Origin of the sequence: Novosphingobium olei (genome assembly GCF_037076535.1) — a bacterium.
GTDB classification, from domain to species: domain Bacteria; phylum Pseudomonadota; class Alphaproteobacteria; order Sphingomonadales; family Sphingomonadaceae; genus Novosphingobium; species Novosphingobium olei.
Window position 1 is genome coordinate 1,439,341 of the sequence record NZ_AP029021.1, and the last position, 23,570, is coordinate 1,462,910.

Annotated in this window: 31 protein-coding genes and 2 riboswitches; of the genes, 18 read left to right on the plus strand and 13 right to left on the minus strand. The window is 66.4% G+C overall.

The window, feature by feature from the left end; genetic code table 11:
- The first annotated feature begins 157 nt into the window (after positions 1 to 157).
- From AACH40_RS06870 to AACH40_RS06880, 3 genes are all read left to right on the plus strand, one after another.
- On the plus strand, positions 158 to 598 hold the full coding sequence (locus AACH40_RS06870) for a PaaI family thioesterase (RefSeq protein ID WP_338645038.1): 441 nt from the start codon (positions 158 to 160) through the stop codon (positions 596 to 598).
- A 101-nt stretch (positions 599 to 699) separates the two neighbouring features.
- Positions 700 to 1,200, plus strand: coding sequence for a hypothetical protein (locus tag AACH40_RS06875; RefSeq protein ID WP_338645040.1), 501 nt, complete (start codon positions 700 to 702; stop codon positions 1,198 to 1,200).
- A gap of 89 nt (positions 1,201 to 1,289) precedes the next feature.
- Positions 1,290 to 1,694 carry a GFA family protein gene (locus tag AACH40_RS06880; protein WP_338645042.1) on the plus strand — a complete coding sequence of 135 codons (405 nt, stop codon included), beginning with the start codon at positions 1,290 to 1,292 and terminating at the stop codon, positions 1,692 to 1,694.
- A 4-nt stretch (positions 1,695 to 1,698) separates the two neighbouring features.
- On the opposite strand, the gene AACH40_RS06885 is transcribed toward AACH40_RS06880, so the two are convergent.
- The 4 genes from AACH40_RS06885 to AACH40_RS06900 form a co-directional block, all read right to left on the minus strand.
- Positions 1,699 to 2,187 carry a hypothetical protein gene (locus tag AACH40_RS06885; RefSeq protein WP_338645044.1) on the minus strand — a complete coding sequence of 163 codons (489 nt, stop codon included), beginning with the start codon at positions 2,185 to 2,187 and terminating at the stop codon, positions 1,699 to 1,701.
- A gap of 174 nt (positions 2,188 to 2,361) precedes the next feature.
- Positions 2,362 to 2,637, minus strand: coding sequence for a hypothetical protein (locus tag AACH40_RS06890; protein WP_169494072.1), 276 nt, complete (start codon positions 2,635 to 2,637; stop codon positions 2,362 to 2,364).
- 266 nt (positions 2,638 to 2,903) lie between these two features.
- The gene (locus AACH40_RS06895) at positions 2,904 to 3,332 is read right to left on the minus strand and encodes an OsmC family protein (RefSeq protein WP_169494073.1); all 429 of its coding nucleotides are present in this window, start codon (positions 3,330 to 3,332) and stop codon (positions 2,904 to 2,906) included.
- Positions 3,333 to 3,444: 112 nt separating this feature from the next.
- On the minus strand, positions 3,445 to 3,747 hold the full coding sequence (locus AACH40_RS06900) for an alkylphosphonate utilization protein (protein WP_338645048.1): 303 nt from the start codon (positions 3,745 to 3,747) through the stop codon (positions 3,445 to 3,447).
- Between the two features lie 77 nt (positions 3,748 to 3,824).
- Between AACH40_RS06900 and AACH40_RS06905 the strand changes: the two genes are divergently transcribed.
- Positions 3,825 to 4,421, plus strand: coding sequence for a GNAT family N-acetyltransferase (locus AACH40_RS06905; protein ID WP_338645050.1), 597 nt, complete (start codon positions 3,825 to 3,827; stop codon positions 4,419 to 4,421).
- Here AACH40_RS06905 and AACH40_RS06910 read toward each other — a convergent pair.
- The 8 genes from AACH40_RS06910 to AACH40_RS06945 form a co-directional block, all read right to left on the minus strand.
- Positions 4,372 to 4,839: a DoxX family protein gene (locus AACH40_RS06910; protein WP_338645052.1), complete on the minus strand. Its 468-nt coding sequence runs from the start codon at positions 4,837 to 4,839 to the stop codon at positions 4,372 to 4,374. The genes AACH40_RS06905 and AACH40_RS06910 overlap by 50 nt on opposite strands.
- Positions 4,836 to 5,276, minus strand: coding sequence for a cupin domain-containing protein (locus AACH40_RS06915; RefSeq protein ID WP_338645054.1), 441 nt, complete (start codon positions 5,274 to 5,276; stop codon positions 4,836 to 4,838). The genes AACH40_RS06910 and AACH40_RS06915 overlap by 4 nt, the downstream gene beginning before the upstream one ends.
- A gap of 51 nt (positions 5,277 to 5,327) precedes the next feature.
- Positions 5,328 to 5,690: a hypothetical protein gene (locus tag AACH40_RS06920; protein WP_338645057.1), complete on the minus strand. Its 363-nt coding sequence runs from the start codon at positions 5,688 to 5,690 to the stop codon at positions 5,328 to 5,330.
- Positions 5,691 to 5,800: 110 nt separating this feature from the next.
- Positions 5,801 to 5,989, minus strand: coding sequence for a DUF2945 domain-containing protein (locus AACH40_RS06925; protein WP_338114908.1), 189 nt, complete (start codon positions 5,987 to 5,989; stop codon positions 5,801 to 5,803).
- A gap of 40 nt (positions 5,990 to 6,029) precedes the next feature.
- Complete coding sequence (locus AACH40_RS06930; RefSeq protein ID WP_169494080.1) at positions 6,030 to 6,233, minus strand: hypothetical protein; 204 nt, start codon at positions 6,231 to 6,233, stop codon at positions 6,030 to 6,032.
- A gap of 117 nt (positions 6,234 to 6,350) precedes the next feature.
- Positions 6,351 to 7,187 carry a 2,3,4,5-tetrahydropyridine-2,6-dicarboxylate N-succinyltransferase gene (gene dapD, locus AACH40_RS06935; RefSeq protein WP_338645060.1) on the minus strand — a complete coding sequence of 279 codons (837 nt, stop codon included), beginning with the start codon at positions 7,185 to 7,187 and terminating at the stop codon, positions 6,351 to 6,353.
- A gap of 37 nt (positions 7,188 to 7,224) precedes the next feature.
- Entirely contained in the window at positions 7,225 to 7,914 is a 690-nt protein-coding gene (locus tag AACH40_RS06940) for a pyrimidine 5'-nucleotidase (protein WP_338645062.1), read from the minus strand.
- A 10-nt stretch (positions 7,915 to 7,924) separates the two neighbouring features.
- On the minus strand, positions 7,925 to 9,070 hold the full coding sequence (locus AACH40_RS06945; RefSeq protein WP_338645064.1) for a PQQ-dependent sugar dehydrogenase: 1,146 nt from the start codon (positions 9,068 to 9,070) through the stop codon (positions 7,925 to 7,927).
- On the opposite strand from AACH40_RS06945, the gene AACH40_RS06950 reads away from it, so the two are divergent.
- The 5 genes from AACH40_RS06950 to folP all read left to right on the plus strand — a co-directional run bounded on the left by AACH40_RS06950 (position 9,069) and on the right by folP (position 14,135).
- Positions 9,069 to 9,704 carry a ribonuclease HII gene (locus tag AACH40_RS06950; RefSeq protein ID WP_338645066.1) on the plus strand — a complete coding sequence of 212 codons (636 nt, stop codon included), beginning with the start codon at positions 9,069 to 9,071 and terminating at the stop codon, positions 9,702 to 9,704. The two genes, AACH40_RS06945 and AACH40_RS06950, sit on opposite strands and share 2 nt — an antisense overlap.
- A gap of 212 nt (positions 9,705 to 9,916) precedes the next feature.
- Positions 9,917 to 11,059: a site-specific DNA-methyltransferase gene (locus AACH40_RS06955; RefSeq protein ID WP_338645068.1), complete on the plus strand. Its 1,143-nt coding sequence runs from the start codon at positions 9,917 to 9,919 to the stop codon at positions 11,057 to 11,059.
- A 75-nt stretch (positions 11,060 to 11,134) separates the two neighbouring features.
- Positions 11,135 to 11,452 (plus strand): hypothetical protein, encoded by a 318-nt coding sequence (locus tag AACH40_RS06960; RefSeq protein WP_169494086.1) that lies wholly within the window; start codon positions 11,135 to 11,137, stop codon positions 11,450 to 11,452.
- Between the two features lie 421 nt (positions 11,453 to 11,873).
- The gene (locus AACH40_RS06965) at positions 11,874 to 12,704 is read left to right on the plus strand and encodes a 23S rRNA (adenine(2030)-N(6))-methyltransferase RlmJ (protein WP_338645072.1); all 831 of its coding nucleotides are present in this window, start codon (positions 11,874 to 11,876) and stop codon (positions 12,702 to 12,704) included.
- Positions 12,705 to 13,019: 315 nt separating this feature from the next.
- Complete coding sequence (gene folP / locus AACH40_RS06970) at positions 13,020 to 14,135, plus strand: dihydropteroate synthase (protein WP_338645074.1); 1,116 nt, start codon at positions 13,020 to 13,022, stop codon at positions 14,133 to 14,135.
- Between the two features lie 191 nt (positions 14,136 to 14,326).
- Here folP and AACH40_RS06975 read toward each other — a convergent pair whose 3' ends face one another.
- The gene (locus AACH40_RS06975; protein ID WP_338645076.1) at positions 14,327 to 15,757 is read right to left on the minus strand and encodes a sigma-54 dependent transcriptional regulator; all 1,431 of its coding nucleotides are present in this window, start codon (positions 15,755 to 15,757) and stop codon (positions 14,327 to 14,329) included.
- Between the two features lie 226 nt (positions 15,758 to 15,983).
- Here AACH40_RS06975 and AACH40_RS06980 point away from each other — a divergent pair, with 226 nt between their 5' ends.
- From AACH40_RS06980 to gcvH, 9 genes are all read left to right on the plus strand, one after another.
- Positions 15,984 to 16,106, plus strand: a complete 123-nt coding sequence (locus tag AACH40_RS06980) for an aa3-type cytochrome c oxidase subunit IV (protein ID WP_169494090.1) — start codon at positions 15,984 to 15,986, stop codon at positions 16,104 to 16,106.
- Between the two features lie 7 nt (positions 16,107 to 16,113).
- The gene (locus AACH40_RS06985) at positions 16,114 to 17,244 is read left to right on the plus strand and encodes an NAD(P) transhydrogenase subunit alpha (RefSeq protein ID WP_338645079.1); all 1,131 of its coding nucleotides are present in this window, start codon (positions 16,114 to 16,116) and stop codon (positions 17,242 to 17,244) included.
- A 13-nt stretch (positions 17,245 to 17,257) separates the two neighbouring features.
- Entirely contained in the window at positions 17,258 to 17,542 is a 285-nt protein-coding gene (locus tag AACH40_RS06990) for an NAD(P) transhydrogenase subunit alpha (protein ID WP_169494092.1), read from the plus strand.
- Complete coding sequence (locus AACH40_RS06995; protein ID WP_338645082.1) at positions 17,542 to 18,960, plus strand: NAD(P)(+) transhydrogenase (Re/Si-specific) subunit beta; 1,419 nt, start codon at positions 17,542 to 17,544, stop codon at positions 18,958 to 18,960. Before AACH40_RS06990 ends, AACH40_RS06995 begins: the two co-directional genes overlap by 1 nt.
- 206 nt (positions 18,961 to 19,166) lie before the next feature.
- The gene (locus AACH40_RS07000; protein ID WP_338645084.1) at positions 19,167 to 19,859 is read left to right on the plus strand and encodes an aspartate/glutamate racemase family protein; all 693 of its coding nucleotides are present in this window, start codon (positions 19,167 to 19,169) and stop codon (positions 19,857 to 19,859) included.
- On the plus strand, positions 19,856 to 21,025 hold the full coding sequence (locus AACH40_RS07005) for a deoxyguanosinetriphosphate triphosphohydrolase (RefSeq protein ID WP_338645086.1): 1,170 nt from the start codon (positions 19,856 to 19,858) through the stop codon (positions 21,023 to 21,025). Before AACH40_RS07000 ends, AACH40_RS07005 begins: the two co-directional genes overlap by 4 nt.
- The gene (locus AACH40_RS07010; protein ID WP_338645088.1) at positions 21,018 to 21,692 is read left to right on the plus strand and encodes an NAD(P)H-binding protein; all 675 of its coding nucleotides are present in this window, start codon (positions 21,018 to 21,020) and stop codon (positions 21,690 to 21,692) included. Before AACH40_RS07005 ends, AACH40_RS07010 begins: the two co-directional genes overlap by 8 nt.
- A 73-nt stretch (positions 21,693 to 21,765) precedes the next feature.
- A riboswitch (glycine riboswitch) is annotated at positions 21,766 to 21,883 on the plus strand.
- Positions 21,884 to 21,997, plus strand: a riboswitch (glycine riboswitch).
- 46 nt (positions 21,998 to 22,043) lie between these two features.
- Entirely contained in the window at positions 22,044 to 23,198 is a 1,155-nt protein-coding gene (gene gcvT / locus AACH40_RS07015; protein WP_338645953.1) for a glycine cleavage system aminomethyltransferase GcvT, read from the plus strand.
- Complete coding sequence (gene gcvH, locus AACH40_RS07020; protein WP_338645090.1) at positions 23,198 to 23,569, plus strand: glycine cleavage system protein GcvH; 372 nt, start codon at positions 23,198 to 23,200, stop codon at positions 23,567 to 23,569. The genes gcvT and gcvH overlap by 1 nt, the downstream gene beginning before the upstream one ends.
- The last annotated feature ends 1 nt before the right edge of the window (position 23,570 follow it).

Consider the following 23,570-nt stretch of genomic DNA (forward strand, 5'->3'; position numbering starts at 1 on the left):
GCCACTACGCATGACTACGGTTCCCGGTTCCCGTCCGCTGACAAAAAGTCACAGTGCCCCCCGGTGCCAAAATTTGCTTAACCGATTACTTGACATGAGAGGGCAGCCGACTCCACCCACTGCAGCCACCCACAAGCATTGCAGGAAAATGACGCTCATGGCGCAAACCATCACGCCGCCAAACGAAATGCTCGCAACGCTTGGCCTGCAGCGGATCGTGTCGATGACAGGTGGGCGTTCGCGCATGGAATTCCTCGCCGGCATGCACATGTGTCATTCCGGGGGCGTGGTGCAGGGCGGGTTCGTCAGCGGCTGGATAGACGCGGCGATGGCCCACGCCATTCTGGGGCTCCACCATGAAAGGGGGGATTTCGATGTCTCGCCGATCTCGCTCGAACTCAAGATCAGCTTCTTCGCTCCCGCTCGTCCCGGTCTCCTGGTCGCGGAGGGCTGGATAGAGCAGGGCGGGCGTTCGACCTGCTTTGCCGAAGGCCACTTGCTCGATACCTCGGGCAAGGTTCTGGCGAAGGGGACCTCGACTATCCGCCTCATGTCCAACGCGAAGATCGAGGCTGCCAGCCGCGCCGCGATCGGCTGATCATCGCCCAATGCGCCATTTGAGCGGCGACAAGGGCTGCCACTTGGTCTAGGCTTCATCCTGGACGCGACACCGGATCAATCGATCAAGGGTGATTGGCGATGCCTGTCCTGCGTACCTCTTTGCTGCAAACATCTGTTGCTGTTCTTCTCGCCGGCACCATGCTGGCTGGTTGCTCGGGCGGTTCGCCAGAAGTTGCGCCAAGCGCAGAGCCAAGCGCACTTGCCTCGATCGATGCTGCTCCTTCCGCGACGCCTGCTGCCGCTGCAACGGCGGGCGATGGTGATGGGCAGGGGGACGCCAAGGTTGCCGGCACGGATTACAACGCCACTGCGGAAATTCCCTGCGGCGGTGGCAAGACCTGCAAGGCCGGCGTCAACCGTCAGGCCGAAACCGGGCCCTACATCGACGTGACCAAGCCCGACGGGCGCCCTCGCACGCTGTTCTTCACCAAGGACGGCAAGTTCCTCAGCATCAATTCGGCGCAAGCGGATGGTTCGGCCGGATTCAAGGTGTCGTCGCGCAAGGATGGTGACACGACGATCATCGATGCCGGCCCTGAACACTACGAGGTGCCCGACGCCTTCCTGCTGGGCGACTGACGGCTTAATCGCCCGATTAATTCGGGTTGCCGCCCGGCGAACGCTGGTGCAATCAGCGTCTCCACGGAATTCGAAAAAGGAAAACGGTCATGGGCGAACACACCGGCGGCTGTCTCTGCGGCGCGATCCGCTACACCATCGCGATCGATCCGCCGATCCAGGCCGTCTGCCATTGCAAGAACTGCCAGAAGCAGGCGGGCAGCGCCTATTCGATGCTCGTCGGCGTGCCCCAGTCGGCGATCGCCATCACCGGTGAGCCCAAGGTCTACATGGACAAGGGCGACAGCGGCGCGTCGGTTACCCGCCAATTCTGCGGCACCTGCGGCTCGCCGCTGTTCTCGCTTGTCGAAAGCGCGCCGGGGCTGGTCTTCGTCAAGGCAGGCACGCTCGACGACACAACCGGGTTCAAGCCCTCGGCGCAGTTCTGGACCAAGAGCCGGCAGGATTGGGTCGATCTTGGCGCCTTGCCTGGGTTCGAAACCGTTCCAGGCTGATCGCTCAGGCAGGGGCGACGTCGCCTTGCGTGCCGTCGTCGGCCGGCGCTTCCCCGACATCGTCGTCATAGGGGGAGACATCGCGCGCCTCGCGATGGTCGTCGCCACCATAGTCTCCGTCATCGACCGCTATCGTGTCGTCATACGATGGATCGACTGCGCGATCGTTGCGTGATGGATCGCTGCGCACATCATCCATGCGCCAGTCGTCATCGTCGGCAAACCGCGCGCTCGCGGGCGGCACCGCCTCTTCGTTATAGCCGTGCAGCCAGCGCTGCGCCGGATAGACTTCGTAGGTCGAGGCCGAGAAATAGGGCGCGCCTGCCGCCTGGTCCTCGCCGGGCACGTTGAGCCGCTGTGACGTCGGCAGCCGCCATGACGGTTCGGGTGCATCGAGCATCCGCGTCGGCGTTGTCGCTGCCAGAACGCCACCGAAGGCAAGGCCACCAGCCACCAGCATCATCGGCAGGCGATAGCGCAGGTTCTTCGCCACAGATCGTCTCCATCGCCCCGCCCACGGCATCAATCCGCGAAAGCGCAACGATGTTCCCGCCTGACGCGGTGGCGGAACTCCAGAACGCGAAAGCCCCCCGCCTTGTTCGAGCGGGGGGCTTCCGGAATTCTGGCGACACCGGGCGCTGTTGCACCCGGCGCGATCGTGACAGCTTTACTGGGCGTCGACGATGATGCCGGCCTTCTTCGCTTCGGCCAGCGAGAAGGTCACCGGCTTGTTGTTGAAGGTGCCTTCGACGACCTTCTTGCGCACGTGCAGTTCGAACGGAACCTTGCCCGAATAGGCGGTGCCGCGGACAACCTGCTCGCCGTCCTTGGTTTCGGTGGTGTAGCTGTACTCGACGCCCTTGTGCTTGAAGGTGTCGGCGTTGGCGACAGCCGGAGCGGCAACGAGGAGAGCGGCGGCGGTCAGTGCGAAAGTCTTGATCATGGCAATATCCCTTTTTCTGCGTCGCGGGGATGCCGCGGCGAGGCTGGATCTTGCCTTCGAGCACCCATCACTTTGTTCTGGTTGCAGTGCGATATAAGGATGCTGCAGGTGCGAGCAATTGCAATCGTCGCTGCTCCGGTTGCGACAAATGCAATTGGGTTGCGTTTTGGTACTGAATGCGAAGATTTGCGCGAAAAATCAGGCAATCGCCGTCGCCTGCAAGTGGCCGGACCTGCACCAAGGAACAGGTCCGACCGCGAGCGACGTTATGCCGAGAGCGTCTTTTCGAGCGTGATCTCGCACGAAAGAAGCTTAGAGATCGGGCAGTTTGCCTTTGCTTCGTCGGCAATCCGTTCGAATTCTGCCTGATCGATGCCGGGGATGTTCGCGCTGAGCGACAGCGCCGACTTGGTCACCGCAAACCCGCCGTCCTGCTGGTCGAGCGTTACCTTGCAGGTCGTCTCCAGCGTGCCATCCTTGTGGCCCGCGCGGTCCAGCGCAAAGCTCGTCGCCATCGTGAAGCAGGCTGCGTGCGCTGCAGCAATCAGCTCTTCGGGATTGGTGCCGGGCTTGCCCTCGAAGCGGGTGCCAAAGCCATAGGGCTGGTCGGACAGCACGCCCGAACGCGTGCTGATCGCGCCCTTGCCGTCCTTGCCGAAACCGTCATAGCGCGCCGAAGCGGTGCTGGTGGGCATTGGGGAATTCCTTTCGTCTGGAAACGTCGTGGCAGACACGCCGTCGCCAGCAAACGCAGCGCGTCTCTCCCCGTTCCGTACTCGCTGCGACGCGCCGCCCTCCAGCCGCGCATCAGCGCTTGCGCACGAATTCCGCGCGCAGGACGAGCCCCTTGATCCCGTCGAACTTGCAGTCGATTTCCTGCGCATCGCCGGTCAGGCGGATCGACTTGATCAACGTGCCGCGCTTGAGCGTCTGGCCTGCGCCCTTGACGTCCAGGTCCTTGATCAGCGTCACCTGGTCGCCATCGGCCAGCAGGTTGCCCACCGCATCGCGCACTTCCACCGCGCCTTCCGACGCGCGCCTGGCGGCAAGCTCGCTCGCCGGCAGCCATTCGCCGCTGTCTTCGTCATAGACGTAATCGTCGTCGCTCATCGCGTGATCCCCCTGCAGTTTCCCGTTGCGCCCCGCAGCGCCCATGGCATGTTCCCGGCAAAAGGGAAGGGAACTTCGTGGATCGCACCATCATCCGCCTCGGCGCCGAACACCGTGAACGCGCCGTGGCCACTCTTGCCGCCGCGTTCCAGAACGATCCCGCCATGTGCTGGATGCTTCCCGATACCGCCAACCGCGCGCGCCGCCTGCCGCGACTGATGGGCTGGATCTTCGACGATCACCTGGCCAACGCCATTTTGCTGGGCACGCCCGGTGCCGAGGCGGTCACGCTGTGGCGCCCGCCGGGCCTGATCCATGTCCACGCCCCGCTCACGCCGGGCGCCATCGTCAACTTCGTCTCGATCCTCGGCACCGCCGTGCTGCGCGGCGAGAAGCTCGACCGCACGATCGGAAAGCACCTGCCCTATGGTGAGAACTGGTTCTACCTGCGGATGGCCGGGGTCCATCCCGATTACCAGGGGCAGGGTCTTGGCGGCCTTGCCATCCGCGCGGGGCACGCCATGGCGGCCGAGCGCGGGCTGCCGGCCGTCCTCGAGACTGCGACCGAAAGCAACGTCGGGCTCTACATGCGGCTCGGCTACACGCTGCTCAGCGAATGGGACGTCAGCGCGCGCGGTCCGCACTTCTGGACGATGACGAACGGGAACCCCTGATCGATCCGGTCCTGATCGATCGGCCACCGAACGGCCAGTCGATCGCCCCGCTGCACCATAGCGCCAGCCACACCAGCAGAGGCTGCGCGAACATGCGCGGCACGTGGTAGGCAAGGCCAAGCCCGTGGTCGGCGCGGCCCATGTCCATGGCAAAGTGATTGATGTTGGCGGGAAACACGCAGACGGCATAGGCGGCAAGGCCGATCCCGCCCCACGCCCGCAGTCGTAGCGACCACCCCTGCGCAAGCGCCGTCGCACCCGCCAGTTCGGCAAGGCCGGTCAGCAGGATGACGGTGCCGGGGAAGGGCACCCAGTCTGGCGTGATCGTCAGGAAAGGCTTCGGGATCATCACGTGCAGCACGCCCGCCAGCGCGTAGAACACCACCAGCACCCAGCGCAGCACCGTGCGCGCCGTCATGCTCCGGGCTCCCAGCCTGCCGGGGCGAGCGCGAAGCCGGCAAAATCGAACCCCGGCGCCACCACGCACGACACCAGCGCATATCCGTGCGTGCCATCGGGTACCGGGGCCGCCGCCTGCCAGTGCCCCGTCGGCACGACTTGCTGCACCGCGTGCCCAGCCAGCACCTCGGGCCCCAGCACGGTCGTCGTCACCGGGCCGGCATCGCCCGGCGCGATGCGCAGGTGCACCGGATCGCCGGCATGCCAAAGCCAGATCTCGCTAGCATCCACCGTGTGCCAGTGCGAGGCTTGCCCGGCTTCGAGCAGGAAGTGGATCAGCGTCGCGGTGGGACGCCCGCTTTCATTGGCGGGGCCACGCCAGGTCTGGCCATACCAGCCCCCTTCGGGATGGGGTTGAAGTTTGAGCTTCTCGATCAGGTTGCGCGCCGTCGTCATCGCACGAACCTTGCCACGCGCTTGCTGCCTGTCAACGCAGAGGCTGGCCTTTCACCAGGCTGCAGGGGCAAGCCGTAGCGGCCCACCGTCGAGCGATTCCCAGCCAAGCCGAGCGATCACATCATTGGATTCGCGCGCGCTGCGCCCTTCGGCAAGCGACCATGTGATGTGCCAGGTTCCGCCATCGGTGCGCGTGGTGCTGCCATCCAGCGCCACGACCAGCGCTTCACAACCTTGCCCGTCGTCGCTGCGGCCGACCACCCGGGCGTTTCCGATGCGCGGCGGCAGGGGACTTTCAGTCGAACCCTCGACATGGCGGGTCACATGGTGGGCCACGGTGCGGGCATAGCGCGGCGGAAAGCGCTCAAGCAGCTGTGCGCGACAATCTTCTTCGACAATCCAGCCCACGGCCATCGCGGCGCACTCCCCAGTGCAGAAATCAGGTCCTCCTGCAATTACAACGCATTGCGCGCACCGGGTTCCAGCCCGAAGCGCGCAATGCGACGAATCTGAATGTGTCGAGCCTAGTGGTGTGAAAGTTCGGAGGCGCGTTTCAATGCCTTGCCGCCGTCTTCCTGCTCCACCAGCACGGCGGGGTTGTCTGCCGTGCCATTGCGGCTGATGCGCTTGCCTTCGATCGTGCGCGATACGCGCCGTTCGAAAACCTCGGCAACCTTGCCCTTTGCGGTGCCGGAGCCCCAGTGCCAGGTCACCGGGGCTCCCTTGCGAAATGTCTTGCCACTCATCTTCGGATTATGCCGCCGGCGTGGCCTGCCCGCTGATCGGGCCGTTCTTGTCGGGTTGGGCCGAGGTCAGCGCTCCGGTGATCCAGATCGCCGACAGCGCCAGCACGGCGAGCGTGACCCCGATCAGCAGCACCCAGCGCATGATGTTGCGCGTTTCGCCGCTGCGGGCTTCCTCTGTGGTGAGGTGCGTTTCTGCGCCCTGACGTTCCATGACGGGCTTCTCCTGTTCGGCGGGGCGATGATACGCCCCATGTTGCCGAACCTACGCCCGTAGCCGCATCGGGTTCCTGTCCCATATGGGCGGGAACCCGCTGCGCAAGGCTCCGCGTCAGTCGCGCAGCAGCTCGTTGATGCCGGTCTTGCTGCGGGTCTGCGCATCCACCGTCTTGACGATCACGGCGCAGTACAGCGACGGTCCGGGCGTGCCGTCGGGCAGCGGCTTGCCGGGCAGCGAACCCGGCACGACCACGGCATAGGGCGGCACACGGCCGATGTGCACTTCGCCGGTCGCGCGGTCGACGATCTTGGTCGAAGCGCCCAGGAACACGCCCATCGAAAGCACCGCGCCTTCGCCCACGATCACGCCTTCGGCCACTTCCGAACGCGCGCCGATGAACGCGCCATCCTCGATGATCACCGGCCCGGCCTGCAGCGGCTCCAGCACGCCCCCGATGCCCGCGCCGCCCGAAATGTGCACGTTCTTGCCGATCTGCGCGCACGAACCGACCGTCGCCCAGGTGTCGACCATCGTGCCTTCATCGACGAAGGCGCCGATGTTGACGAAGCTCGGCATCAGCACCACGCCCTTGGCGACGTGCGCGCCCTTGCGCGCCACGGCGCCGGGCACCACGCGGAAGCCTGCGTCGCGGAAGCGGTTCTCGCCCCAGCCTTCGAACTTCGAAGGCACCTTGTCGAACGCCGGCGCGCCGCCCGCGCCGTGCTCGATCACCGCGTTGTCGTTCAGGCGGAACGACAGCAGCACCGCCTTCTTAAGCCACTGGTTGACGTGCCATTCGCCGTCCACCTTATCGGCCACGCGCACCTTGCCGGCATCGAGCAGTTCGAGCGCTTCCTCGACGACCTTGCGCACATCCGCACTGGCGGGGGTAACGTCGGCGCGTGCTTCCCAGGCGGCTTCGATGGCGGCTTCGAGCTGTGCGGTCATGGCAGGGTCCTTGGCGTTTCTGAATTCGGCGCGGCGGTTAGCCGAGGGGGCGCGTAACGGCAAGCTCCGCCAGCACCGCGTCGAGCCACTGGACGAGATCGTCGATCACCAGGTCGATCGCTGCGTCGTCCTTGGCCTGGCCGCCCCATTCGGTGGCGGCGTCCAGCCACACCGTCTGCATCCCCAGCGCCTTCGCCGGGGCCAGGTTGCGCGCCGAATCCTCCACGAACACCGCGCGTTCGGGATCGATGCCCAGCGCATCGACGATCCCGCTATAGGCGCTCGGCTCGGGCTTGGGCCGGTATTCCATCGCATGGATGTCCCACATCCCGTCGAAGCAGTGCGCAATGCCCAGCACGTCGAGCACGCGGCCCGCGTAGGGCGCATCCCCGTTGGTGAAGATTACCCTGCGGCCCGGCAGGGCCATCAGCTGCGCTTCCAGCCGCGGGGCCTGCTCCAGCAGGTCCAGATCGATGTCGTGGACGTATTCCAGCCATTCGTGCGGGTTGACGCCGTGATAATGCATCAGCCCCGAAAGCGTCGTGCCGTGGTCGTGGAAGTACAGCTTCTGCACCCGCCGGGCCTCGGTCGCGTCGCAGCCCAGCAGGTCGGCGATGAACTTGCCCATCCGCACGTCGATCCGGTCGAACATGTTGAGCGCGGGCGGATAGAGCGTGTTGTCGAGATCGAAGATCCAGCAATTCACGCGCGTGGGGTCGAAGGGCATCACTCGGCTTTCATCGGGGGGTCAGCTTGCGCAGGCGCCCCGGGTCCCCGTCCTCGAGCACCCAGATCGCGCCATCGGGCCCCTGTTCGATCTCGCGGATGCGATTGTCCAGCCCGATCCGCTCGACCTCCTTCGCTTTCTCCCCTTCGATCTTCACCCGCACGATGCCCGCCGCCGCGAACGAAGCGATCAGCACCTCGCCCTTCCATTCCTTGAACAGGTCGCCGTCGTAGATGATGAAGTCGCCGGGCGCGATCACCGGGTTCCAGCTGATCGCCGGCGCGGCAAGGTCGGGCCGCGTCCTGTGGCGCGGGATCGCCTTGCCGTCATAGTGGTCGCCATCGGAAACCAGCGGCCAGCCATAGTTCCTGCCCGGCTCGATCAGGTTCAGCTCGTCGCCACCTGCGGGCCCGTGCTCCAGCTCCCACAGCCGGCCCTGGCCATCGAACTTGATACCCAGCAGGTTGCGGTGGCCATAGGACCATATCTCGCGCGAAACGCCGCCCTTCACCGTGAACGGATTGCCCGCGGCGGGCGTCCCGTCGAGATTGAGCCGTAGCACCTTGCCCAGGTTGTTCGACAGGTCCTGCGCCGGTGTGAACTTCTGCCGCTCGCCCGATGTCAGGAACAGGTACTTGCCGTCGGGCGAAAAGGCGATGCGGTGCGAAAAGTGGCCGCGCCCGGTCACCTTGGGCACCTGCCGCCAGATCACCTTCAGGTCCTCCAGCTTCGGTGCGTCGGCGGGCTTCAGCACCGCCGTGCCCAGCACCGCGCCGCGCGTATCGCTGCTGCCCGCTTCCACCCAGGTGAGGTAGACCTTGTGGCTTGTCGCATAGTCGGGCGCCGGCATCACGTCGCCCAGGCCCCCCTGTCCGCCATAGTCGACCGGCGGCACGCCGCCGACTTCCACCACCGGGCCGCCTTCGCGCCACCATTTCAACCGCCCCGCCTTTTCCGTGATCAGCGCGCTGCCATCGGGCAGGAACGCCATCGCCCACGGCTCCTTGAAAGTGCCCTTGTCCTCGATGCGTAAGTGCGCGGGCTCGGGCGAGGGCGCCTGTGACTGGGGGTCATTCTGCGCCGATGTTGGCGCGCTGCAGCTTGCGAGCAGCAGCGCCAGCGGCGATAGGGCGGACAGGATCGGATTGAATCGCATGGTTTCCACAATGCCCGACGCGCGCGAAAGTGTCATGCTCCCCAACGGGGTCACCATCGGCGTGGACGAAGCCGGCCGCGGCCCGCTGGCAGGTCCCGTGGTCGCCGCCGCCGTCGTCCTGTGCAAGCCGCGCCCATCGGGCCTCGATGATTCCAAGAAGCTGTCGGCCGCCCGCCGCGCCGAACTCGAAGAACGCATCAAGCGCCGCTGCCGCTGGGCGGTGGGCGTGGTGGACGTCGCGGAAATCGACCGCCTCAACATCTTCGGCGCCACGATGCTTGCCATGACGCTCGCGGTGCAGGCGCTGTGCGAACAGCTGGCCGATGAACCGGTGGGAGAGGTGCTGATCGACGGCAACCTCACCCCACACGGCCGCCGCCCCGAATGGTGCTGGCCCGCCCGCCCGATCGTCGGCGGCGATGCGATCGAACCGTGCATCTCGGCCGCCTCGATCATCGCCAAGGAACACCGCGACCGCCTGATGCGCGAAGCCGCGCGCGAACACCCGCACTATGGCTGGGACCGCAACGCCGGCTACGGCACGCCCGAACACCTTGCCGCGCTGCGCACCCACGGCCCGACCCCGCTGCACCGCCGCAGCTTTGCCCCCGTGGCGCAGCTCGTGCTGCTGTGAGCCGCGAAACTTTTCGATCCAAGAGTCCTTCGCGCCACACCACCACATCTTGAGTCCGCACCGCATCGCCGGACTCAACATCTAGCTTCGGACTCGTTCCGTTCTCATCGATTGGCCAGCGCGACTCGCGGGAATCCGCCGAGTCGCCGCTTGACGCGAGTCCCCGCTTCGGTCAGATTCCGGCTCCTCCCTCAAGGAAAGAGACCCAGACCATGACGATTGCGGTGAAGCCGCGCGCCCGCGCGCTCCGGACCAGGGACGAAGCAATCGTCGCCGCGCCGGTGCTGCCGTTGAACCGCATCCTGCGCGGCGACTGCATTGCCGAGATGCGTGCGCTGCCGTCCGCTTCGATCGACATGATCTTCGCCGATCCGCCCTACAACCTGCAACTGGGCGGAGACCTTGCCCGTCCCGATGGCAGCCACGTCGATGCCGTCACCGACGATTGGGACAAGTTCGACAGCTTCGCCGCCTATGACGCGTTCACCCGCGAATGGCTGGCCGAAGCGCGCCGCCTGCTCAAGCCCAACGGCTCGATCTGGGTGATCGGCAGCTACCACAACATCTTCCGCGTCGGCGCGATCCTGCAGGACCTGGGCTTCTGGATCTTGAACGACATCGTCTGGCGCAAGGCGAACCCGATGCCCAACTTCAAGGGCACGCGCTTCACCAATGCGCACGAAACGCTGATCTGGGCGGCGAAGAGCGAGAAGGCGAAGTACACCTTCAACTACCGCGCGATGAAGACGCTGAACGATGAACTGCAGATGCGCTCGGACTGGGTCCTGCCGATCTGCAGCGGGCAGGAGCGCCTGAAGCGCAACGGTGCCAAGGCCCACCCCACGCAGAAGCCCGAAGCGCTGCTTTACCGCGTGCTGCTTTCGACCACCAACAAGGGCGACGTCGTGCTCGATCCCTTCTTCGGCACCGGCACCACCGGCGCCGTCGCCAAGCGCCTCGGCCGTCACTTCATCGGTTGCGAGCGCGAGGACGCCTACATCGAAGTGGCCGAGGAACGCATCGCCGCCGCGCTGCCCCTGGATGAAAGCGCGCTCACCACGATGCAGTCCAAGCGCACCGCGCCCAAGGTCGCCTTCGGCCAGCTCGTCGAAGCCGGCTGGATCGCGCCCGGCACCCGCCTGTTCGACAAGAAGCACCGCCTCTCCGCCACCGTCCGCGCCGACGGCTCGCTCGCCGCCGACGGCATCGAAAGCGGCTCGATCCACGGCGTCGGCGCCAAACTGCAAGGCGCGCCCTCGTGCAACGGCTGGACCTTCTGGCACATGGAGCACGAAGGCGAGATCAAGCCCATCGACGCCCTGCGCCAGCGCTACCTGCTGGCGGTGGAGGACTGAGGGGAGGGGGACGCACAGGCGAACGTCGGGTCACGCCCCCTTGCGGACGTTGAGGGGCGATGCGAGAACGGAGCAATGGAAACCGAGCAACCCGAATGGCTGCGCGTGCAGAATGAAAACAAGCGCCGTAGCAGGAACCTGACTAAAGCCACGTTCTTCGCTTATCTGACCTTGGCCCTGATTGGATGTCCGATTATCCTTATTGGGACACCCCTGTCGCCAATAGAGGTCGCGATTTTTTCAATTTGGTTCGCACTCGTCTTCATCGTGGCTGTATTCATTATTCGGCCACGAACGCGCGTCGGCTCGGTCTCTCGTTATACCTGCAACATCATTGCAACGATGACCGCCATCGTGTCGTCGCTTGGCTGCCTCGCTGCAATCGCGCGGTAACTGGTTCTCACCGCTGTCCGTCGTCGCCCCGTGCTTGACACGGGGCTTGGCTACTTCGCGCTCTCGCCTTGCGCCGCCGCTTACGGATATCCGTGGTCCCGATGCTCCAGCCGATGCAAACGTCGTCCTCGATCGGCGCGAAGTGCCATTAGCGGCACCATTTCCTAACCGGAAAAACTGAACTGAAAGCCAAGCCCCGTGTCGAGCACGGGGCGACGGATAGTGGGCTCGATCGCTCAACTGCCAATCACCCGATACCCGTCACCCCGGGCTTGACCAAGGGTCCCGCTTCCTGGCCAAACGCCCCAGGCTTCCGCAACTCAAACGCAGAAGTGCTTTCAAGCTTTCCGCCGGGCGTTTACCGGGGCAACTCATCCTCCCGCGCCAGGCGTTACCGCTGCGCGCACAAACGCAGTCACACATGAACTACCGCCACTCCTTCCACGCCGGCAACAGCGCCGATGTCGTCAAGCACGCCCTGCTGATCGCGCTGGTGCGCGCGCTGCAGATCAAAGAAAGCGCGCTCACCCTGATCGACACCCACGCCGGCTGCGGCATCTACGACCTCCACGGCGATGCGGCGCAGCGCACGGGGGAGGCGGCGCAGGGCGTGGTGCGCGCCTTTGCCGACGCCAATCCCCTGCTCGACGATTATCGCGCGGCGGTGCGATCAGTGAATGCGGGCGAAGAGCCGCTGCTCTATCCCGGCTCGCCCCGGTTCCTGTCCCAGCTGCTGCGCGCGCAGGATGCGCTGATCCTCAACGAAAAGCATCCCGAGGACGCGCTGGCCCTGCGCGATGCGATGCGCGGGACTCCCGCCGCCGTGCACCAGCGCGACGCCTATGAGCTCTGGCTGGCGATGGTGCCGCCCAAGACCCCGCGCGGCGTTGTCGTTGTCGATCCGCCCTACGAACAGGCCGACGAGCGCGACCGCATCGCCACGACGCTCGCCGCCGCGCATCGCAAGTGGGCACATGGCGTCACCGTGATCTGGTATCCGCTCAAGGACCGCGCCGCCCACGCACGCTGGAAGGAAAAGCTGCGCCGGCTCGGCATCCCCAAATTCCTGAACGTGGAGCACTGGCTCTACGATGCCGACCAGCCCGGTATCTACAACGGCGCCGGCCTGTTCATCGTCAATCCGCCCTACGCCTTCACGCAAGACCTGCTGCCCCTGCTCGAAGCCCTGCGCACCGCGCTCGCGCCCGAAGGCCACAAGGGCACGCTCAAGGCCGAATGGCTGGTGCGGTAGGGGCAGGACTGCGGCCGTCGCGCGCCAACCTCCCAACCCGTATGCCTTGAGCCCGTCGGCTGCTGTCCCTTCGCCAAGGATGCCCTGCCGAACGAAGGACAATCCTTCGACAAGCTCAGGATGGACGGTTAGGCGGGGATCAAATGGGTGCGATCTAAGGACCCGATGACGCGCGGAGTAGCCCCTAACCGGCGCTCCCGCCCGAAACCGTCCGCCCTGAGCTTGTCGAAGGGCTGCCTTTTTCCCCCGACGCGAACGCTGGATCGCCCCCGGATGCCTTCCCCAACCGCACGCCCCGCGATACCAAGCCGCGCCATGACCCAGCGCCTTTACCTCCGCCCGATCGCCTTTGCCGATAGCCCGCAAAGCGAACATGGCGCCGCCGTCCGTCTTGCCGGCGGCCTCGTCTATGCCAGCCGGTTCGCGCTGATCGTGCGCGAAGGCGGGAAGGTTGCCTCGCGCACCATCGTCGCCGCGCCCGATGTGCCCGGTGCGCTGTCGCGGCTGCCCGATGCACTGGCCGTGCAGGGTGATGCGCAATGGTCGGCCCTGCGCATGGCCCATCCGCCCCTGCAGTGCGGCGCGCGCACGTTGCGGCTCGATCAGCCGCAGGTCATGGGCATCCTCAACGTCACGCCCGACAGCTTTTCGGACGGCGGCAAGTTTCTCGACGATCCCGCAGCGGCGCTCGAACACGCCCACGCCATGCTCGAAGCGGGCGCCTCGGTGATCGATGTCGGCGGGGAATCCACCCGCCCTGGCGCCGCCGCCGTGTGGGAGGGGGACGAGGTCAAGCGCGTGGTTCCGGTGATCGAGCGCCTGGCCGCCAGCGGCGCGGCGATCTCGATCGACAGCCGCCGCTCCAGCGTGATCGAGGCGGCGCTCGCCGCGGGCGCGCAGATCGTCAACGATGTTTCGGCCATGCGGCACGATCCACGCACGCTCGAGGTCGTCGCCCGTTCGGGCGCGCCGGTCGTGCTGATGCACGCGCCGGGCGGGGAAGGGGACCTGCACGCCGATGGCGACTATGCCGATGTCGTGCTCGACGTCTTCGACTGGCTCGCCGAACGGCGCGACGCCGCCGTCGCCGCCGGCATCGCGCGCGATCGGATCGTGCTCGATCCCGGCATTGGCTTCGGCAAGTCGCTGGGCGAAAACCTGGCGCTGATCAACGCGCTGCCCCTGTTCCATGCGCTGGGCCAGCCGGTGCTGTTCGGGGCCAGCCGCAAGCGGCTGATCGGCGCGCTGTCGAACGAAGCGCCGGCGCACCAGCGCTTGGGCGGATCGCTCGCGCTGGCGCTAAGGGCGTTCGATGCCGCTTGCCAGCTCGTGCGGGTCCACGATGTCGCCGAAACGGTCCAGGCGCTCCACGTCTGGCGAGGCTTGCGCGATGCCGCGCTGACCGACTTTTCGCAGCTCAGCGGTGATTGACCCTTAGCTGACGTCTGCGTCAGGTATTTCGCGCTTTCCTACACCCGCCGGCATGCGCACAATCGCCGCGTGATGGACGAAAATCCTCTTTTATCAATATCTTGTCCTGAAGGGTCAGGGTGCGAACCGGGACCCGGAGTTTTGCTTCAGGACCGTGTCAACCCCGTCAACCCCCTGCCTTTCGCGCCCCCTCAGGCCGCGCGATCGGAGGCCGAATCGATGCCGAGTTCGGATAGCTTGCGGTACAGCGTGGACCGACCGATCCCGAGCCTGCGGGCGACTTCGGTCATCCGCCCGCGATAGTGGCCGATGGCCAGGCGGATGACGTCGGCCTCGATGTCTTCCAGCGGGCGCAGATTGCCGTCGGGGGCGAACAGGGTGACGCCCGCGCCGTCGCCAAACTGCGGGGCGGGGCGGGGGGCATCGCCCACCACGCTGGACAATTGGGGGAAGTCCTGCGCGGTCAGCATCTCGCCGTCGCAGAATACGGCAGCGCGGAACAGCGTCGCCTGCAGCTGGCGCACGTTGCCCGGCCAGTCATAGGCCGACAGCAGCGCCAGCGCGCCGTCGGTCACGCCCAGCGGGCGCAAACCGGGCTGCTCGCCGATGCGGGTCAGGAAGTGGCGGGCCAGCGCTGGAATATCGGCCACGCGCTGGCGCAGCGGGGGCAGCAGCACCACGTGACCCGACAGCGCATCGGCCAGCGCGGGGCTGAACATGCTGGCGTCGGCCAGGTCGCGCAGCGATGCGTTGGCGCACAGCAGCAGGCGGACGTCGACCCGGAACGAATGGCGCGCGCCGATCGGCTGGACGTCGCCGCGCTCAAGGAACTGGGCGAAGCGGTCCTGCACGCCCTCGGGCAGGCGGTCGATCTCGTCGATCACCAGCGTGCCGCCGTCGGCCTGCTGCAGCGCGCCGGCCTGCCGGTCGAACGCGCCGGGGAAGGCGCCCTTTTCGTGGCCGAACAGCACGGATTCGATCTGGTTGGCGGGGATGCCGCCGGCATTGACGATGCGCAGCGGCGCCTTCGAACGCGGGCTCGCGGCGTGCATCGCGCGGACCAGCATTTCCTTGCCGGTCCCGCTCTCGCCTTCGATCAGCACGGTATTCTGCGTCCGCGCGGCCTTGGCGGCAACCGCCAGCGCGGCGCGGAAGGCGGGGGCGGCGCCGATCATCGAATCGAAATCGAGCGCGGTGTCGAACTTTTCGGTCAGCGGCTGCAGCTCGGCGCTCGGCTGTTCGCGCGTCGTCGCGCTGCGCAACGCCAGCAGCAGCCGGTCAGGCGAGACGGGCTTGATCAGGTAGTCGGTGGCGCCCGCCCGCATGGCTTCCACCGCAAGCAGCGGCGAAGCGCTGTTGGTGACCATCAGGATCGGCAGCGCCGGGCGGCGCGCCTTCAATTCGGCGATCAGCGCGCAGGCTTCGTCACCCACCGCGCTCTGCTGAAGCATGATCGCGCCCAGCTGCATGCCCTGCCGCGTGCCGAGCGTGGCGATCCCGGTTTCGGCATCGCGCGCCACGATCGTGCGCCAGCCTTCACGGCCGGCAAGCGCTGTGACAAGGCGGCACTGCGCGGGGTCGCTGTCGATCAGCAGCAGCAGGCGATCTTCGGGCTCGGCCATCGTGGAAACGTCTCTCGCAATCCTGTCCGCACCGGCGCCCCCTTCTTTTGGAGAGCCCCTCATTTGGACAGGCGCACTGATAACCGGATCGGGTAAAGACGCGATTAAGCGAAACCGCCGCGCCCTTTCGGTTATCGCGCAGGGCAAGCCTGTGCTTGAGTCGTGCTGGGTCCTGTGGTTAGAGCATGCGCCGCGCTGCAGCGCAGTATTTTGAGGGAAACGACGAATGGCTCCTGCAAACGACATGAAGGCCGCGAACGCGACCTACGAAGGCTTCATCAACATGATCAAGTATTCGACCCCGGTGATCATCGCGATCGTCGCGTTCGTCATCCTGATCATCCAGTAAGCTCATCATGGCGGGGGGAACCACCATCGCCGTCCTGCGCGAGCGGGCGGAAGGCGAAACGCGCGTCGCGGCAACGCCCGAGACGGTGAAGAAATTCATCGCGCTGGGCGCAGCCGTGCGGATCGAGAGCGGCGCAGGCGCCACGGCTTCGATCGGGGACGACGACTATCGTGCCGTGGGCGCCGAAGTCGTGGCCGAAGGCGCGGCGCAGGGCGCGGACATCGTGCTCGGCGTGCAAGGGCCCGAGGTGGAGCTTCTCGCCGGGGCAAAGCCCGGTGCGTGGGTTGCGGCAGGGCTCGACCCCTTCCGCCGCCGCGACCGGGTGGATGCCTATGCCGCCGCCGGGTTCGAGGCGCTGGCGATGGAATTCATGCCGCGCATCACGCGGGCGCAGAGCATGGACATCCTCTCGTCGCAATCGAACCTTGCCGGCTACAAGGCCGTGCTGGTGGCGGCCGACCATTATGGCCGCGCCTTCCCGATGATGATGACCGCCGCCGGCACCGTTTCGGCGGCCAAGGCTTTCGTCATGGGCGTCGGCGTTGCCGGGCTTCAGGCGATCGCCACCGCCCGCCGTCTTGGCGCGCAGGTTTCTGCGACCGACGTGCGTTCGGCCACCAGGGAACAGATCCAGTCGCTGGGCGCCAAGCCGATCTTCGTCGAGAACGTCGCCGGGATCGAGGGCGAGGGCGCCGGCGGCTATGCAACGGAGATGAGCGAGGAATACCAGAAGGCGCAGGCCGAACTGGTGTCGAGCCACATCGCCAAGCAGGATATCGTGATCACCACTGCGCTGATCCCGGGCCGGCCTGCGCCGCGCCTGATTTCGGACGCGCAGATCGCCAGCATGAAGCCCGGTTCGGTCATCTTCGACCTCGCCGTGGCGCAGGGCGGCAACGTCGAAGGCTCGGTGGCGGACCAGGTGGTCGTGAAGCACGGCGTCAAGATCGTCGGTTATTCGAACACGCCGGCGCACCTGCCGGCCGACGCCTCGGCGCTGTTCAGCCGCAACCTCTACAACTTCCTCTCCGCCTTCTGGGACAAGGAGCAGGGCAAGCCCGTGCTCGACGAGGAAATCGGCAACGCCATCCGCCTGACGCACGGCGGCAAGGTGGTCAACGAACGTCTGCTTGGCTGAGGGGGCCGGACCAATGGACTTCATTTCAATCCTTAGCATCTTCGTGATGGCCTGCTTCGTGGGCTATTACGTGGTGTGGTCGGTCACGCCGGCCCTGCATACCCCGCTGATGGCGGTGACCAATGCGATCTCTTCGGTGATCGTGGTCGGCGCGCTGGTCGCTTCGGCGGCGGAAGGGTCTGCCGTTTCGAAGTGGCTGGGCCTTGGCGCCGTAGTGCTGGCTTCGGTCAACATCTTCGGCGGCTTTGCCGTGACCGAGCGCATGCTCGCGATGTACAAGAAGAAGGAGAAGAAGTGATGGAACACGTCGCTTCGGTTCCTTCGTGGGCGATGCTCGCCTACCTCATCTCGGGCGTGCTGTTCATCCTGGCGCTGCGCGGGCTTTCCAGCCCGGCGACGAGCCGCGCGGGCAACCGCTATGGCATGATCGGCATGACCATCGCGATGGTCACCACGCTGGTCACGCATGGCATCGCCAGCCTGCCGGAAATTGCGGGCGCCATCGCCATCGGCGGCGGCGTGGGCTTTGTTACCGCGCGCAAGATCAAGATGACCGACATGCCGCAGCTGGTGGCAGCGTTCCACTCGCTGGTCGGCCTTGCTGCCGTGCTGGTGGGCCTTGCCGCCTACCTCAACCCCGGCGCGTTCGGCATCCTTGGCGCCGACGGACTGATCGAGCCGCAGAGCCGCGTCGAGATGGGCCTTGGCATCGCGATCGGTGCGATCACGTTCTCCGGCTCGATCATCGCGTTCCTGAAGCTTGCCGGCAAGATGAGCGGTTCACCGATCCTGCTGCCGGGTCGCCACGTGCTGAACCTTGGCACGCTGATCGCGATCCTGGGGCTTGTCGCCTATTTCACGCAGGACCAGAGCCAGTGGGTGATCGCCACGATCACCGTGCTTTCGTTCCTTATCGGCTTCCTGCTGATCATCCCGATCGGCGGCGCGGACATGCCGGTGGTCGTCTCGATGCTCAACTCGTATTCGGGCTGGGCCGCGGCGGCGATGGGCTTCACGCTCCACAACACCGCGATGATCATCACCGGCGCGCTGGTGGGCTCTTCGGGTGCAATCCTCTCGTACATCATGTGCAAGGCGATGAATCGCGGGTTCCTGTCAGTGATCGCGGGCGGCTTCGGTGCCGACGCGGCGGCGGCCGGCGGCGGCGCGGCCAAGGAGCAGCGTCCGTGGAAGCGCGGCAGCGCCGAAGACGCCGCCTACATGATGAAGGAAGCCGAAAACGTCATCATCATTCCGGGCTACGGCATGGCGGTTTCCCAGGCGCAGCACGCGCTGCGCGAAATGGGCGACGTGCTGAAGAAGGAAGGCGTCAACGTGAAGTACGCCATCCACCCGGTGGCAGGCCGCATGCCCGGCCACATGAACGTGCTGCTGGCCGAAGCCAACGTGCCCTATGACGAAGTGTTCGAGCTGGAGGACATCCAGAGCGAATTTTCGCAGGCGGACGTTGCTTTCATCATCGGCGCCAACGACGTGGTCAATCCGGCGGCCAAGACCGACAAGTCCTCGCCCATCTACGGCATGCCGGTGTTCGACGTGGACAAGGCCAAGACGATCTTCTTCGTCAAGCGCTCCATGGGCGGCGTGGGCTATGCCGGCGTGGACAACGACGTGTTCTACATGGACCAGACCATGATGCTTCTGGCCGACGCCAAGAAGATGGTCGAAGACATCGTCAAGGCGCTGGCGCACTGATCTTCGCGCTTTGATTTGGGATAGCATGAACCGGGGGCGACAAGGTGCGCCTCCGGTTCACGTCTGTCGGCGTGGTGCGCCACGCGAAGCGGTGGATAGCCGCGATGAAGCGGTGACAGCGGCCCGGGGGCCGCTTGCCGCTCGCGCGGCGGTTGCGTAAGCCCCGGCGGGACAGGGGGACCGTCATCCCGCGGGGAGAATTCACGTTGCGCAAGATTGGCCTGATCGGAGGCATGAGCTGGGTTTCGACCCGGACCTATTACGAACACATCAACAAGCTGGTGCAGGCGCGCACCACCAAGCTCGCCAGCGCGCCGATGCTGATCGAGAACCTGGACTTTACCGACCTCGTCCGCCTTTCGACGCCTGAGGAATGGGCGCGCGCGGGCGACGTGCTGGAGGCAAGCGCGAAAAGGCTGGAGCAGGCGGGTGCCACCGCAATCCTGATCGGCGCCAATTCGATGCACAAGGTCTACGACCGGATCGCCGCTGCTGTCGGCGTGCCGGTACTGCACATCGCCGATGCGGTGGGGCGGAAGATGCAGGCGGCCGGCGTGAAGACCGCCGCTCTTATCGGTTCGCGCAACGTGATGGTCGAAAGCTTCTATCGCAAGCGGCTAGTCGAGCACGGCATCACGCTGCTGCCGCCGGTGATGGACAACGTCGAGGAAATCGACCGCATCATCTACGAGGAGCTGATGCAGGGCCGCGCCACGCGCAGCGCAGAACGCACGTTCCGCACGATCCTGACCAACATGGGGCAGGCCGGCGCGCAAGGCGTGGTGCTGGGCTGCACCGAGCTCGACATGGTGATCGACGTCGATGCCAACGTGCTGCCGATCTACGACGGCACGCGCATCCATGCCGAGGCCGCGGTGGAGTGGATCCTGGGCGGGTGAGCCAACGCGCGCCTTACGCTTCGGACCCGGCGCGCTCGCGCGGGCGGGAATACGGGCTCGAGCCGGAGACGGCGCGCGGGCCCCGTTCCGCGTTCCAGCGCGACCGCGACCGCATCGTCCATTCGATCGCGTTCCGGCGGCTGCGCCACAAGACGCAGGTGTTCATCGCGCCCGATGGCGACCACTATCGCGTGCGGCTGACGCACAGCCTGGAAGTCGCGCAGATCGGCCGGGTCATCGCGCGCACGCTGGGGCTGGACGAGGACCTGACCGAGGCGTTGTGCCTGGCGCACGACATCGGCCATCCGCCGTTCGGCCACGCGGGCGAGGACGCGCTGGAAGAGGCGCTGGTCGGCGCCGGCGGGTTCGACCACAACGCCAATTGCCTGCGCGTGCTGATGCGCCTTGAAAGCCCGTACTGCGGGCACGAGGGGCTGAACCTTTCGTGGGAGAGCCTGGAAGGCATCGCCAAGCACAACGGGCCGATCCACGAACCGACCTGGGCCCTGGCCGAGCTGGACGCGGCGTTTCCCCTGAACCTTGCCAGCCATGCCTCGCTCGAGGCGCAGGTGGCGGCGATCTCGGACGACATCGCCTACGACAATCACGACATCGACGATGGCCTGCGCGCCGGGTTCCTGACGATCGACGACCTGATGGAACTGCCTTCGGTGGCGGAACAGTGGCGCACGATCGAACAGCGCTTTCCGGGCGCCCCGCGCGAGCGGATGCAGCGCGAACTGGTGCGCGGGCAGATCGGCCGGATGGTCAACGACGTGATCGCCGAAACGCAGGCGCGGATCGCCGCGAGCGGCGTGCGGTCGGTCGAGGACGTGCGCGCCGCCGGGCAGACGCTGTGCCACTTCTCGCCCGCGATGCGCGAGGAAGAGCGCACGCTCAAGAAGTTCATGTACGACCGGCTCTACTACCACCCCGAACAGATCGCCGCGGCGGAGCGGGCGCGGCACGTGGTGTATCGGCTGTTCGAGGCCTACCGCGCAGATCCGGCGGCGATGTCCGAAGGCTGGGCCGCGCGATTGCCCGAGAGCGAGCCTGCGCGCAGCCGGCACATCGCCGACTTCATCTCTGGCATGACCGACCGCTATGCGGCAGACTGCTATGCCAGGCTGTTCGGGGAAGTGCCGGAGGGGTTGCGCAATGTCTGAGCCGAGACGCGTGCTGCTGGTGGGCGCGACAGGCCTTGTCGGACGCGAGGTAATCGCGGCCTGCGCGACGCGGGCGGACATCACGCTGTCGGGGCTTGCCCGGCGGGAGATACCGCTGCCGCAAGGCGCGCGGATCGAGCTGCTGCTGGCCGACACCGCGCACTGGCCGCAGGCGATTGCCGATGCGCGCCCCGATACGGTGGTGGTGGCACTGGGCACCACGATCAAGGCGGTGGGCGGCGACAAGGCGAAGTTCCGTGCGGTGGACCATGATCTTGTGCTGACCTGCGCGGAAGCGGCCAAGGCCGCCGGGGCGCGGCAACTTATCGTTGTTTCGTCAGTGGGTGCCGAGCTTTCTTCGCGCAACTTCTACCTTTCGGTGAAGGGAGAGGTGGAAGATCGCCTGGCCAAGCTGCACTTCGCCCGGCTCGATATCCTGCGCCCCGGCCTGCTGCGCGGGACGCGCGAAGGGCCGGCGCGCCCGGCCGAGCGGCTGGGCATGATCCTGAGCCCGCTTGTCGACCGGTTGCTGCGCGGGAGCCTTGCGCGCTATCGTTCGGTGCGGGCGCGGGACCTGGCGCGGGTGATCGTGGCGCTGATCGGCGCGCGTCCCGATGGGCGGTACGTGCACCACAACCCCGAATTCCGGCGGTTGCTGGCGCGCTGAGGCGCCGTTCCACCGAAAAGGCGGCGGCCCTGCATTGACTTGGGCGTGCTGCATGCGCGAAAGCACCGAAGTCGCTGATCGCGCGGGAGAGGTCCTGCGATTCGGGCTTCCGGTGACGGAGGCCGGGTTCGCAGGGCGCCGAAGGAGCAACCGCCCCGGAATCTCTCAGGCAAAAGGACCGCGTGGGTCGATAGCGTCGCTCTGGAAAGTGTCCCCGCGTGTCGGGGGCCGCCGAAGGGGTAACCTCGCCGCCATCCGATGGCGCCGGGGGAAAGCTCTCAGGTTTCCGTGACAGAGGGGGCACCGGAAATGGTGCCATCCTTGCGTGCGGAGTCCCTGTTTGTGAGCGACTTGAACGACATTCCTGCGAACGATTTCGAAGATCCGGACGTTCCTTCGGGCCCGCTCGAACTGCCGCTCGACGCCTGGCATCGCGCGCGCGGCGGCCGCATGGTCGAGTTCGCCGGCTATTCGATGCCGGTGCAATACGAAGGCATCATCGCCGAGCACCTCTGGACGCGGGAGAGCGCCGGGCTGTTCGACGTCAGCCACATGGGCCAGCTGTACATTTCGGGGGAGGGCGTGGAAGCCGCGCTCGAAGCCGCGCTGCCGATCGATCTGTCGACGCTGCCGCTGGGCGGCGTGCGCTATTCTCTTCTGCTCGACGAGACCGGCGGCATCCTCGACGACCTGATGGTCACGCGCTGGGGCACGGGGTTCTACCTGGTGGTCAACGGTGCGACCAAGTGGGACGACATCGCGCACTTGCGCGAGATCCTGCCCGATGACGTGACGATCAACCACCTCGACGACAGCGCGCTGCTGGCGCTGCAGGGGCCCAAGGCGGCCGAGGCGCTGGCGCCGCTGGTGACGGGCGAACAGGCGCTGGGCGACCTGAGCTTCATGCGCGGCGCGGCCTTCAAGCTTGGCGGCGTGGATGCGTGGATCAGCCGCTCCGGCTACACCGGCGAAGACGGCTTCGAAATCTCGATCCCGGCGGAAAGCGCGGCCGCGATCGCCGAGCTGATCGCCGGTCAGGCGCAGGTCAGGCCGATCGGGCTGGGTGCGCGCGACAGCCTGCGGCTGGAAGCGGGGCTGCCGCTCTATGGCCATGACATGACGCCCGAGCATGAGCCGATCGAGGCGGGCCTTGCCTTCGGCATCAACAAGCGCCGCCGCAGCGAAGGCGGCTTTCCGGGGGCTGATCGCGTGATCGCCGCGCTGAACGATGGTCCGGCACGCCGCCGCGTCGGCCTTTCGATCGAGGGCCGGATGGCCGCGCGCGAGGGCGCCGTCGTGCTTGCCGGCGATGCGCCGGTGGGCGTGGTCACCTCGGGCGGGTTTTCGCCGAGCCTCGAGCGGCCGATCGCCATGGCATACGTCGCCAGCGAACACGCCGCGCCGGGTACCCAGCTTTCCATCGACGTGCGCGGGCGCAAGCTTTCCGCCAGCGTCGTTCCCATGCCCTTCGTTCCCCACCGCTATTACCGCAAAGGAGCCGCCTGATGTCCCGCTATTTCACCAAGGACCATGAGTGGATCGAGGTTTCGGGCGATGCTGCCACCGTTGGCATCACCGAGTACGCGCAGAGCCAGCTGGGCGACATCACCTTCGTCGAGCTGCCCGAGGCGGGCGCCAGCGTGGGCAAGGGCGACAGCTGCTCGGTGGTGGATTCGGTCAAGGCGGCAAGCGATGTCTATGCGCCGGTTTCGGGCAGCGTGACCGAAGGCAATGCCGCGCTGGAAGACCAGCCCGAGCTGGTCAATTCGGATGCCGAAGGCGCGGGCTGGCTGTGGCGCATGACGCTGTCGGACACCAGCGAGCTGGCCGATCTGATGGATGAAGACGCCTACAAGGCCTACATCGCGGAGCTTTGAG